Source organism: Streptomyces sp. NRRL S-495, assembly GCF_000966955.1.
Taxonomy (GTDB): Bacteria; Actinomycetota; Actinomycetes; order Streptomycetales; family Streptomycetaceae; genus Kitasatospora; species Kitasatospora purpeofusca.
This window is the reverse complement of sequence record NZ_JZWY01000039.1, coordinates 43,684-55,757: the sequence shown is the minus strand read 5'-3', so window position 1 is coordinate 55,757 and position 12,074 is coordinate 43,684. Positions and strand designations below refer to the sequence as shown.

Below are 12,074 nucleotides of genomic sequence, written 5' to 3'. Positions count from 1 at the left end.
CAGCCGATGGTGAAGGCCGGCGGCGGCCTGCTGGTGGACGACGCCGAGCTGACCCCGGACTGGGTGCTGCAGAACGTGCTGCCGGTGCTGACGGACCCGCAGCGGCTCTGGGACATGAGCCGGTCGGCCGCCGAGTTCGGCCGCCGGGACGCCGACGAGCTGCTCGTCGGCATGGTCTACGAGGCCATCGAGGCTGCCCGGGGCGGCCGTCGTCGTGGCTGACGCCCGGCTCGCCGACCCCCTGGACGAGGAGTTCGAGGCCGAGGAGCACGCTCCTCGGCTTCGGCTCTCCCGGCGGGGTGTGGTGGTGCTGGGCGCCCTGGTCGCGCTGCTGTTCGGAGTGCTGTCCTGGCTGGTCTTCTTCTCCTCGGTGCTGGAGGTGCGCTCCGTCGCGGTGCAGGGCCTCCAGGACGAGCGGCTGACGGCCGACGAGGTCAGGACGGCGATCGGCGGGGTCGGTTCGGGGCCGCTGGCCCGGGTGGACCTCGACGACGCCCGCGCGCGGGTGGAGGCGATCCCCCGGGTGGCCGGGGCGGAGGTCTGGCGGGGCTGGCCGAACACCCTCCGGGTGAAGGTCACCCAGCGCACGGCGGTCGCCGCGGTGAAGGGCGAGGACGGCCGCTTCACCCAGGTCGACGCGGTCGGAGTGAGCTTCGCCACCGAGCCGGCCGCCCCGTCCGGGGTGCCGGTGGTGGAGCTGAGGCTCAGCCAGCAGGCGCTGGACACCGAGTCGGTGATCGGCCGCACGCAGCTGGTGGAGGGCGCGGTGGCGGTGGCGGCCGGGCTGCCGGAGGAGGTCCGGCAGCGGGCCGGGGCCGTTCTGGTGCATTCGTTCGACGACATCCAGCTGCAGTTGGCCGGGGGTGCGACGGTGCGCTGGGGGAGTCCCGAGCAGACGGATCGCAAAGCCCGGGTGCTGGTGGCGCTGCTGCGTCAGAAGGGTACGAACTTCGATGTGAGCGCTCCGGACGCGCCTGCGGTGTCCGGATGATCCGGTAGGTTCTGTGCGCAGGGGTGCGCGTGGAGCGCGTCGTCGGAAGGACGGCGGCGGGCTGCGGGCGGGGTTGACGCGGGTTCGTGTCGGCCCGACCCTTGGTGGTCACCCCGGTGTCATCCGCCGGTCGATGATCACATAGGCTCAAAAGAAAAAGGGAAGCTCGGCGTGTTCGTTGAAACACGTGGCCGGAGCCACCTAGTGTCCTGTCTCACCAGACTGTGTTCCCTGGTGATCTGACAGAGGCACAGCACTAACCCTAAAGGTCAAGTTTAGGGTTGGGGTCGGCGGTCGGCATTTCGGACATTACGTCAGGAACCAGGCTCCCTACCCATCGACATCCGTCGGTCCGGCCCTGATCGGGCATTCGGGCCGACCTGGAAATTCGAGGCGAGAGGCCTTCGACGTGGCAGCACCGCAGAACTACCTCGCAGTCATCAAGGTCGTCGGTATCGGCGGCGGTGGTGTCAACGCCATCAACCGGATGATCGAGGTCGGTCTCAAGGGCGTCGAGTTCATCGCGATCAACACCGATGCGCAGGCCCTCCTCATGAGCGACGCCGACGTCAAGCTCGATGTGGGCCGTGAACTCACCCGGGGCCTCGGCGCCGGCGCCAACCCCGAGGTCGGCCGGAAGGCCGCCGAGGACCACCGCGAGGAGATCGAGGAGGTCCTCAAGGGGGCCGACATGGTCTTCGTCACCGCCGGCGAGGGCGGTGGCACCGGCACGGGCGGCGCGCCGGTCGTCGCCAACATCGCCCGCTCGCTGGGCGCGCTGACCATCGGTGTGGTCACCCGTCCGTTCACCTTCGAGGGTCGGCGGCGCGCCAACCAGGCCGAGGACGGCATCGCCTCCCTGCGCGAAGAGGTCGACACCCTCATCGTCATCCCCAACGACCGGCTGCTGTCCATCTCGGACCGCCAGGTCAGCGTGCTGGACGCGTTCCGCTCCGCCGACCAGGTGCTGCTCTCCGGCGTCCAGGGGATCACCGACCTGATCACCACCCCGGGCCTGATCAACCTCGACTTCGCCGACGTCAAGTCCGTCATGTCGGACGCCGGTTCGGCGCTCATGGGCATCGGCTCGGCCCGCGGTGAGGACCGTGCCAAGGCGGCCGCCGTGATGGCGATCTCCTCGCCGCTGCTGGAGGCCTCGATCGACGGCGCCCGCGGCGTGCTGCTGTCCATCTCCGGCGGCTCCGACCTCGGCCTGTTCGAGATCAACGAGTCCGCCCAGCTGGTCAGCGAGGCCGCCCACCCCGAGGCCAACATCATCTTCGGTGCCGTCATCGACGACGCCCTGGGCGACGAGGTCCGGGTCACCGTCATCGCGGCGGGCTTCGACGGCGGCCAGCCGCCGGCGATCGTCCGCGAGCCGGTGGTCAAGGCGAGCGCGACCCCGGCCAACCCGCCGGCCTCCTCGGGCACCCCCGAGCGTCCGGCCGGCCGCCCCTCGTACGGCGGCATCGGCTCGGTCACCTCCCGCTCGGAGGGCGACAGCGCCTCCTCCTCCCGTTCGACCGAGTCGCCGGCCACCACCACGGCCGCCCCGGTGCCGCCGCAGGTGCAGCCGGCCCGGCAGCCGTTCGTGGAGAGCCCGGCCGAGGAACTCGACGTGCCGGACTTCCTTAAGTGATCGACCACGCGGTCCGCGACGGTGCTCACTTCGCCTTCACCACTCGGTGGGGCGGGGTGAGCACTTCGCCGTACGGGGAGCTGAACCTCGGCGGCGCGGTGGGGGACGACCCGGCGGCCGTCCTGGAGAACCGGGCGATCGCGGCCCGCGAGCTCGGCCTGGACCCGGCCGACGTGGTGTGGATGAACCAGGTGCACGGGGCGGAGGTCGCCGTGGTGACGGAGCGCCAGCCGGCGGGGGAGGCCCCGACGGTCGACGCGGTGGTCACCGACCGGCCGCTGGCGCTGGCGGTGCTGACCGCGGACTGCACCCCGGTGCTGCTGGCGGACCCGGTCGCGGGGGTGGTCGGGGCGGCCCACGCCGGACGGCCCGGCCTCGCGGCCGGCGTGGTCCCGGCGGTGGTCGGGGCGATGGTGGCACTCGGCGCCGAGCCCGCGCGGATCACCGCCGCCACCGGCCCCGCCGTCTGCGGCCGCTGCTACGAGGTGCCCGCGCAGCTGCGGGCCGAGGTCGCCGGGCGGGTGCCCGCGGCCCACGCGGAGACCTCCTGGGGGACCCCGGCCCTGGACGTGCCGGCGGGAGTCGCGGCCCAGCTGGCCGCCGCGGGTGTCACCGGGCCGGTGCTGTCACCGGTCTGCACCCTCGAATCCGCCGACCACTACTCCTATCGGCGCGAGCAGCGCACGGGCCGGCTCGCGAGCTACGTCTGGTTGGGCTCTTCACACTGATGACGAATGACATCTACGGACCGTTCCCGGGCGATTCCGCCCGATTCCCGGACAAGTCCTGGCTGGACGCGCTGACGGAGGGCCAGCGGGCCCGGTACGAGGAACTCGGTACCAACCTGGAGGTCGTCGAGCGGCGGATCGCCGACGCCTGCGCCGCCGCCGGGCGGGCCCGCGACGAGGTCCGGCTGATCGTGGTCACCAAGACCTACCCCGCCGAGGACACCGCGCTGCTGGCCGGGCTGGGCGCCACCGATGTCGCGGAGAACCGCGACCAGGACGCCGCGCCCAAGGCGGAGCAGTGCAGAAACCTTCCTCTTGACTGGCACTTCGTCGGCCAGCTGCAGACCAACAAGGTCCGCTCGGTCGTCCGGTACGCGGACTACGTCCACTCGGTGGACCGGGCGCGGCTGGTGGAGTCGCTCGGCGCCGCGGTCGCCAAGGCCGGACGCGCCGACCTCGGCTGCCTGGTGCAGGTGGCGCTGGACAAGGAGGCCGGCGAGGGCGAGCACCGTGCCGGGGTCGCCCCGGCGGACGTGCTCGCGCTGGCCGACGCGATCGCCGACACGCCCGGACTGCGCATGGACGGTGTGATGACGGTCGCTCCGCTCGCGGGCCCGCTGGCCGGTGATCCGGCCGCGGCCTTCGATCGGCTGGCGGAAATCGCAACCGCCGTACGGGCGGCCCATCCGGCTGCCACCATGGTCTCGGCAGGGATGAGCGGCGATCTGGAGCAGGCCATTGCCGCCGGAGCGACACATGTGCGCGTCGGAACGGCGGTACTCGGAGTGCGGTCACCCCTCAGGTAACGTCACCGGGTAGTAGATCAGACTGCAGGACAAAATAGGACAGAAGCTAGCAGCTTATCGGAGCGCTAGCCAACCGTGGATCGCAGCTCCGCGGCCCTCATCCACGAACTCTGATTGGCCGTCGGCCTGACGAAGCGTCGTGGGCGGACCGCGGAATCCGCGGACGGGGCCGTTCGGCCCGGCCGTCGGGACGGAGTCGGTCCACCACAAGCGGAGGAGACAGGAGCATGGCCGGCGCAATGCGCAAGATGGCGGTCTACCTCGGCCTCGTGGAGGACGAGACGTACGACGGTCAGGGGTACGACCCCGACGACGACTACGACGCGGATCCCGAGCCGATCCGGACCGGACGGACCGAGGACATTCCGCGGCCGGCCTCCCCGGCGCCCGCGCCGGTCTCCTCCATCACCCCGCAGCCGGTGCCGGCCGCGGTCCCGATTCGCCAGGAGACCCCGAGGATGGCACCAGTGTCGTCCATCACACCCGAACGCCGCCACAACCTGGAGAAGAGCGCCCCGGTGATCATGCCCAAGGTAGTGAACGAACGAGAGCCCTACCGCATCACCACGCTGCACCCGAGGACCTACAACGAGGCCCGTACCATCGGGGAACAGTTCCGTGGCGGGACTCCTGTGATCATGAATCTGACCGAGATGGACGACACCGATGCCAAGCGGCTCGTAGACTTCGCCGCTGGACTCGTCTTCGGTCTGCACGGCAGTATCGAGCGCGTGACGCAGAAGGTGTTCCTCCTGTCGCCTGCTAACGTCGATGTCACGGCGGAGGACAAGGCTCGGATCGCCGAGGGTGGGTTCTTCAACCAGAGCTGACCCGACCACGACTTTACGTGTGGATCTGATCGACAGTGAGTTAGCGACAGCGAGCGGCCCAAGGGCCGACAACCGGGGAGAGGGAAGCGCGATGGAGATCGTGTGGGCGGTGCTCTATTACGCACTGACCGTCTTCCTGGTGTTCCTGCTCGTGCGGCTGGTGATGGACTGGGTCTTCCAGTTCGCGCGTTCGTGGCGGCCCGGCAAGGCCATGGTCCTGGTCCTGGAGGCCACGTACACTGTCACGGATCCGCCGCTCAAGCTTCTGCGGCGGTTCATTCCGCCGTTGCGTCTCGGGGGCGTGGCGCTCGACCTGTCCTTCTTCGTACTGATGATCATTGTGTATGTCCTGATCTCGCTTGTGCGGCCCTAGTCGTAGGTGAGCGATGCGACAGGATGCCGGTGTGCCGACGATCACGTTGAGGTGAAGAGATGCCATTGACCCCCGAGGACGTTCGGAACAAGCAGTTCACGACCGTCCGCCTGCGCGAAGGCTATGACGAGGACGAGGTCGATGCCTTCCTCGACGAGGTCGAGGCGGAGCTGACCCGTCTCCTCCGCGAGAACGAGGACCTGCGCGCCAAGCTGGCCGCCGCGACCCGTGCCGCCGCGCAGAACCAGGCCAACATGCGCAAGGAGCCGCCGCAGGACTCGCGCCCCGGCGCCCCGGTGCCGGCCGCCATATCCGGCCCGCCGGTCCCCGGCCAGCAGGGTGGCCCCGGTCCGCAGCAGCAGATGGGCCCCGGCGGTCCGCAGCAGCAGCAGATGGGTCCCGGCCCGCAGCAGCAGCAGATGGGCAACCAGCCGCTCGGCCTGCCGTCCGGCGCCCCGCAGCTCCCCGCCGGTCAGGGCGGCCCGATGGGCGGCCCCGGCCAGCAGCAGATGGGCCAGACCATGGGCGGCCAGCAGCAGCTGGTCCAGCCGATGGGCGGTCAGATGCTCCAGCCGATGGGCGGCCCCGGCGGCCCGCAGGGCATGGGCAACCCGATGGGCCAGGGCATGGGCCAGCAGCAGATGCAGCAGATGGGCGGCCCCATGGGCGGCCCGCAGCAGATGGGCGGCCCGATGGGCGCCCCGATGCAGCAGCAGAACCCCGGTGGCGACAGCGCCGCCCGGGTGCTGGCGCTCGCCCAGCAGACCGCGGACCAGGCGATCTCCGAGGCCCGTTCCGAGGCCAACAAGATCGTCGGCGAGGCGCGCAGCCGCGCCGAGGGCCTGGAGCGGGATGCCCGTGCCAAGGCCGACGCGCTGGAGCGGGACGCGCAGGAGAAGCACCGCGTCGCGATGGGCTCGCTGGAGTCCGCCCGCGCCACGCTGGAGCGCAAGGTCGAGGACCTGCGGGCGTTCGAGCGTGAGTACCGGACGCGCCTGAAGTCCTACCTGGAGACCCAGCTGCGTCAGCTGGAGTCGCAGGCGGACGACTCGCTCGCGCCGCCGCGGATCCCGGCCACCGCTTCGCTGCCGCCGGCCGCGTCGTCGATGGCTCCGGCCGGTGCGAGCGCGATGAGCAGCCCGTCGCCGAGCTTCGGTGGCAGCCAGCAGTCGTTCGGCGGCCAGCCGTCCTTCGGCGGGCAGAGCGCCTTCGGCGGGAACGGTGCGCCGAGCTTCGGCGGGCCGTCCTCCGCGGGCAACTCGGGTGCGCCGCAGATGCAGCCGGCCGGGATGACCCAGCCGATGGCGGCCGTCCGGCCGCAGCCGCCGCAGCCGATGCAGCAGGCGCCGGCTCCGATGCGGGGCTTCCTGATCGACGAGGACGGCGACAACTAAGCGGTAGCCGTCGGCACAGGCGCCCCCTGCTCGACCCTTCGGGGTCGGGGAGGGGGCGCTTTCGTGTGCGCGGGGGCTTGTTCCCGCGGGTGCTCGGGTGCTCGGGTGCGGCGGAGGGGGAACGGCGGAGCCGCCGCCGCCCGGTGGGCGACGGCGGCTCCGGAGTCGGTCAGGCCTTGCGCAGCTGGAAGGCGAGGCCGAGGGACTCGTCGGCGAAGGTGTCGGACTCCCAGTCGGCGGCGCCGGCGGCGAAGTCGGTGGCGAGCACCTCCTCGGCGACCAGCGCACCGTGCTCGGCGATGGCCTCGGCGGTCTCGTCGTTGGTCGCCCGCCAACGCAGGACGATCCGGTCGGCGACGTCCAGGCCGGAGTTCTTGCGGGCCTCCTGGATCTGGCGGATCGCGTCCCGGGCGACGCCGAGGCGCTTGAGCTCGGGGGTGATCGCGAGGTCCAGCGCGACGGTGGCGCCGGACTCGTTGGCGACGGCCCAGCCCTCGCGCGGGGTCTCGGTGATGATCACCTCGTCCGGGGACAGGGCCACCGTCTCGCCGTTCAGCTCGACCGAGGTGGTGCCCCCGGCGCGCAGCTCGGCGGCGAGCCGGGCGGCGTCCGCGGCGGCGACCGCCTTGGCGACGTCCTGCACGCCCTTGCCGAAACGCTTGCCCAGCGCGCGGAAGTTGGCCTTGGCGGTGGTGTCGACCAGCGAGCCGCCGACGTTCGCGAGCGACTCCAGGGCGGAGACGTTGAGCTCCTCGGCGATCTGCGCGCGCAGGTCCTCGGGCAGCTCGTCCCAGCCCTGGGCGGCGACCAGCGCGCGGGACAGCGGCTGGCGGGTCTTCACACCCGACTCGGCGCGGGTGGCCCGGCCCAGCTCGACCAGCCGGCGGACCAGCGCCATGTGGCGGGAGAGGTCGGTGTCGATCAGCGACTCGTCCGCCTCCGGCCAGGAGGCCAGGTGGACCGAGGCCGGGGCGTCCGGGACGACCGGGACGACCAGGTCCTGCCAGACCTGCTCGGTGATGAACGGGGTGAGCGGGGCCATCAGCCGGGTGACGGTCTCCAGCGCCTCGTGCAGGGTGGCGAGCGCGGCGGCGTCGCCCTGCCAGAAGCGGCGGCGGCCGCGGCGGACGTACCAGTTGGAGAGGTCGTCGACGAAGGTGGAGAGCAGCTTGCCGGCGCGCTGGGTGTCGTAGGCCTCGAAGGCCGCGTCGACCTCGCGGACCAGGGTGTTCAGCTCGGAGAGCACCCAGCGGTCCAGCTGCGGGCGGTCGGCCGGGGCCGGGTCGCCCGCGGACGGCGCCCAGCCGGAGGTGCGGGCGTACAGGGCCTGGAAGGCGACGGTGTTCCAGAAGGTGAGGAGGGTCTTGCGGACCACCTCCTGGATGGTGCCGTGGCCGACCCGGCGGGCCGACCAGGGCGAGCCGCCGGCGGCCATGAACCAGCGGACGGCGTCGGCGCCGTGCTGGTCCATCAGCGGGATCGGCTGCAGGATGTTGCCCAGGTGCTTGGACATCTTGCGGCCGTCCTCGGCCAGGATGTGGCCCAGGCAGACGACGTTCTCGTACGAGCTCTTGTCGAAGACCAGGGTGCCGACGGCCATCAGGGTGTAGAACCAGCCGCGGGTCTGGTCGATCGCCTCGGAGATGAACTGCGCCGGGTAGCGCTTCTCGAACAGCTCCTTGTTCTGGTACGGGTAGCCGTACTGGGCGAAGGGCATCGAGCCCGAGTCGTACCAGGCGTCGATGACCTCGGGCACCCGGGTCGAGGTGCCGCCGCACTCGCGGCAGTCGAAGGTGACCTCGTCGATGAAGGGGCGGTGCGGGTCGAGACCGCCCTGGTCGGTGCCGGTGAGCTCGGACAGCTCGGCCAGCGAGCCGACGCAGGTGAGGTGGTTCTCCTCGCAGCGCCAGATCGGCAGCGGGGTGCCCCAGTAGCGGTTGCGGCTGAGCGCCCAGTCGATGTTGTTGTTCAGCCAGTCGCCGAAGCGGCCGTGCTTGACGTTGTCCGGGAACCAGTTGGTGGCCTCGTTCTCCCGGATCATCGCGTCCTTGACCGCGGTGGTGCGGATGTACCAGGACGGCTGCGCGTAGTACAGCAGCGCGGTGTGGCAGCGCCAGCAGTGCGGGTAGCTGTGCTCGTACGGGAGGTGGCGGAAGAGCAGGCCGCGGTCCTTGAGGTCCGCGACCAGGGCTTCGTCGGCCTTCTTGAAGAACTGGCCGCCGACCAGCGGGACCTCGGGGCCGAAGGTGCCGTCGGCCAGCACCGGGTTGACCACCGGCAGGCCGTACTTGCGGCAGGTCGCGAGGTCGTCGGCGCCGAAGGCGGGCGACTGGTGGACGATGCCGGTGCCGTCCTCGGTGGTGACGTACTCGGCGTTGAGGACGTAGTGCGCGTTCTCGATCTCGACCAGGTCGAACGGGCGGCGGTAGGCCCAGCGCTCCATCTCGGCGCCGGTGAAGGACTCGCCGGTGGCCTCCCAGCCCTCGCCGAGGGCCTTGGCCAGCAGCGGCTCGGCGACCACCAGCTGCTCGGTGCCGTCGGTGGCCACCACGTAGGTGACCTCGGGGTGCACGGCGGCGGCGGTGTTGGAGACCAGGGTCCACGGGGTGGTGGTCCAGACCAGCAGCGCGGCCCGGCCGGCCAGCGGGCCGCTGGTCAGCGGGAAGCGGACGAAGACCGAGGGGTCGACGACGGTCTCGTAGCCCTGGGCCAGCTCGTGGTCGGAGAGGCCGGTGCCGCAGCGCGGGCACCAGGGGGCGACCCGGTGGTCCTGGACCAGCAGGCCCTTGTCGAAGATCTGCTTGAGCGACCACCAGACGGACTGCACGTAGGACGGGTCCATGGTGCGGTAGGCCTGGTCGAGGTCGACCCAGTACCCCATCCGGTTGGTGAGCTCGACGAAGGCGTCGGTGTGGCGGGTCACCGAATCGCGGCACTTGGCGTTGAACTCGGCGATGCCGTACGCCTCGATGTCCTGCTTGCCGGAGAAGCCGAGCTCCTTCTCGACGGCGAGCTCCACCGGGAGGCCGTGACAGTCCCAGCCGGCCTTGCGGGCGACGTGGTAGCCCTTCATCGTCCGGTACCGGGGGAAGACGTCCTTGAAGACGCGGGCCTCGATGTGGTGGGCGCCGGGCATGCCGTTGGCGGTCGGCGGGCCCTCGTAGAAGACCCACTCGGGGCGGCCCTCGGACTGCTCCAGGCTGCGCTGGAAGACCTTGTTGTCCTGCCAGAACGACAGGATCCGGTGTTCGAGGGCGGGCAGGTCGACCTGCGCGGGGACGGGGTTGTAGGAGCTGGCCATGACGGGCGTCTACCTCCGGCGGATGCATGGACGGGATCCGACGGAGGGACGAGACGGCATGCCGCCCCGCGGTACCACCCTCCTTGGCCGCGATGCTGTCCGCGGCCCTCTTGTTTGGGCTTGCTGCCGGGTCTAGCGGGCCGACGAAGGGGATCGCGGACCGTTCTTCCGGCGGCTCCGGGGTGATCTTCGCGCGGTGCACACCCCCGGGCTCGCACCGTCCCCGGGTCGCTGGTGGCTGCGTACTGCGGTACTCGTCCCCATCTGCGCCTTGCAGGCCCAGTGTATCGGCCGTCGCAAGTCGGTTTCGGCGCGCCGGGGCGGGGGGCACAACTCTGTTCGGCGCGGTGGGCGTGTCGCGTGTGGCGGCTGGCTGGGTGGGATCATGGTGAGGCGTCGGTATGTCATGTTGTGACCATTTTTGATCGGGATTATCGTTCCGGCACTGGAGGCCGCCGGGAACCGGCGGCTCGATTCGTTCGTAGATGGGGTCGAAGCCATGGCTGAGAAGACAACCGTCGCGGGTACCGCCACCAAGCGGGCACGCAAGGCCGTGGCAGGCGATCCAGGGGAGGGGACCGTGACCACTACCGCACGGCGCAAGAACACCACCGACACCACTCTCGTGGCCCCCGGCCGCACCCGTACCCCGGCCGGGGCCGGGGCCGCCGCCCGTACCGGCGGTGCCGAGTCGGTCGACCCGGCCGAGCTGCCGGTCCGTCCCGGCGAGGACCCGTGGACCTCCGAGGAGGTGCGCGAGCTGCACGCCGAGCTGATCAACGATCTGGAGCGGCTCCAGCAGGAGATCGACGCGGCCGAGGCGGCCATCACCGGTCTGATGCGGGACTCCAACGACGGGGCCGGCGACGACCAGGTGGACGCCGGTACGAAGAACATCTCGCGCGAGAGCGAGGTGGCGCTGGCCAACAACGCCCGCGACAGCCTCGCCCAGACCGAGCACGCGCTGGCCCGGCTGGAGGGCGTCGGATTCGGCACCTGCGAGTCCTGCGGCCAGGCCATCGGCAAGGCACGGATGCAGGCCTTCCCGCGGGCGACGCTCTGCGTCCAGTGCAAGGCCAAGCAGGAACGCCGCTGACCGCTCCGGGCGGCCGACCGGGACGACGGGAGGGGTCGGGCTTGCCGTAGGCTCGACCCCGTAACGTCGCCCGATCCGTCGGATGATCCCTCGGAGATCGGGTTTTCCACCGGCCCATCGGCCCCCCACGTCACGGCAGCGGAGCGGATCATCAGTACGCAAGGTTCCCCCCAGACGCGGGACGACTCCGTCCCCACGCCCGCCGACGTCGTGGCCCCGGCCGGGGACGTGGCCGGGCCCGGTGGCGGGGCCCCGGCCCGGCCGGAGGCCCCCGAGGCGGCCGCGGCCACCGCGCCGGCTCCGGTGTCCACCCCCGCGCCGACTCCGGCGTCGACCCCGGCAGCGCCCTTGGTCGAGCCGGCCGGGGCGAAGGAGCCGAAGGGGCGCAGGCGGATCGGCGTGCTCCTGGTCGTCGCGCTGCTCGCCTTCCTGGTCGACTTCGGCAGCAAGCTCCTGGTCGTGGCCCGGCTGGAGAACCACTCGGCGATCAAGGTGATCGGCGATGTGATGACCTTCCAGGTGATCCGCAACTCCGGCGCCGCCTTCGGCATGGGGCAGGCGCTGACCGTCGTCTTCACCATGATCGCCTCGGCCGTCATCGTGGTGATCTGGCGGATCGCCCGGCGGCTGTACAGCCTCCCCTGGGCGATCGCGCTCGGCCTGCTGCTGGGCGGCGCGCTCGGCAACCTGACCGACCGGCTGTTCCGCTCGCCCGGCGTCTTCCGCGGGCACGTGGTCGACTTCATCTCCGTCCAGCACTTCGCGGTCTTCAACCTCGCGGACTCCGCCATCGTCTGCGGCGGGATCCTGGTCGTCCTGCTCTCCTTCCGGGGCAGCAACCCGGACGGCACCGTGCACCAGCAGGCGGACAAGGGCGAGCAGGCGGACAAGGGCGAGTAGGGCGGAGCAGCCTCCG

The 12,074-nt window shown here is 71.3% G+C and carries 10 protein-coding genes and 1 pseudogene; 10 read left to right on the top strand and 1 reads right to left on the bottom strand.

Annotated elements, in window-relative coordinates; translation table 11 throughout:
* From VR45_RS03505 to VR45_RS03470, 8 genes and pseudogenes are all read left to right on the top strand, one after another.
* Nucleotides 1–222 (top strand): annotated as a pseudogene (locus VR45_RS03505) (UDP-N-acetylglucosamine--N-acetylmuramyl-(pentapeptide) pyrophosphoryl-undecaprenol N-acetylglucosamine transferase); the annotation flags it as partial.
* The gene (locus VR45_RS03500; protein ID WP_052708814.1) at nucleotides 215–991 is read left to right on the top strand and encodes an FtsQ-type POTRA domain-containing protein; all 777 of its coding nucleotides are present in this window, start codon (nucleotides 215–217) and stop codon (nucleotides 989–991) included. The pseudogene VR45_RS03505 and the gene VR45_RS03500, both read left to right, overlap by 8 nt.
* Before the next feature lie 409 nt (nucleotides 992–1,400).
* Nucleotides 1,401–2,630, top strand: coding sequence for a cell division protein FtsZ (gene ftsZ, locus VR45_RS03495; RefSeq protein WP_045938178.1), 1,230 nt, complete (start codon nucleotides 1,401–1,403; stop codon nucleotides 2,628–2,630).
* Nucleotides 2,627–3,358 (top strand): peptidoglycan editing factor PgeF, encoded by a 732-nt coding sequence (pgeF, locus tag VR45_RS03490; protein WP_199925894.1) that lies wholly within the window; start codon nucleotides 2,627–2,629, stop codon nucleotides 3,356–3,358. The genes ftsZ and pgeF overlap by 4 nt, the downstream gene beginning before the upstream one ends.
* Nucleotides 3,358–4,164, top strand: a complete 807-nt coding sequence (locus VR45_RS03485; RefSeq protein ID WP_078896203.1) for a YggS family pyridoxal phosphate-dependent enzyme — start codon at nucleotides 3,358–3,360, stop codon at nucleotides 4,162–4,164. The genes pgeF and VR45_RS03485 overlap by 1 nt, the downstream gene beginning before the upstream one ends.
* A 227-nt stretch (nucleotides 4,165–4,391) precedes the next feature.
* Nucleotides 4,392–4,994, top strand: coding sequence for a cell division protein SepF (gene sepF / locus VR45_RS03480; protein ID WP_030391444.1), 603 nt, complete (start codon nucleotides 4,392–4,394; stop codon nucleotides 4,992–4,994).
* A gap of 91 nt (nucleotides 4,995–5,085) precedes the next feature.
* Nucleotides 5,086–5,367, top strand: coding sequence for a YggT family protein (locus VR45_RS03475; RefSeq protein WP_030301231.1), 282 nt, complete (start codon nucleotides 5,086–5,088; stop codon nucleotides 5,365–5,367).
* A gap of 59 nt (nucleotides 5,368–5,426) precedes the next feature.
* On the top strand, nucleotides 5,427–6,761 hold the full coding sequence (locus tag VR45_RS03470) for a DivIVA domain-containing protein (RefSeq protein ID WP_045938177.1): 1,335 nt from the start codon (nucleotides 5,427–5,429) through the stop codon (nucleotides 6,759–6,761).
* A 169-nt stretch (nucleotides 6,762–6,930) separates the two neighbouring features.
* Here the strand turns inward: VR45_RS03470 and ileS are convergent, their stop codons facing one another.
* The gene (ileS, locus tag VR45_RS03465; protein WP_045938176.1) at nucleotides 6,931–10,062 is read right to left on the bottom strand and encodes an isoleucine--tRNA ligase; all 3,132 of its coding nucleotides are present in this window, start codon (nucleotides 10,060–10,062) and stop codon (nucleotides 6,931–6,933) included.
* A gap of 580 nt (nucleotides 10,063–10,642) precedes the next feature.
* Here ileS and VR45_RS03460 point away from each other — a divergent pair.
* On the top strand, nucleotides 10,643–11,158 hold the full coding sequence (locus tag VR45_RS03460) for a TraR/DksA family transcriptional regulator (RefSeq protein WP_234325820.1): 516 nt from the start codon (nucleotides 10,643–10,645) through the stop codon (nucleotides 11,156–11,158).
* Nucleotides 11,159–11,461: 303 nt separating this feature from the next.
* Nucleotides 11,462–12,058, top strand: coding sequence for a signal peptidase II (lspA, locus tag VR45_RS03455; RefSeq protein ID WP_045938187.1), 597 nt, complete (start codon nucleotides 11,462–11,464; stop codon nucleotides 12,056–12,058).
* Nucleotides 12,059–12,074: the final 16 nt, after the last annotated feature.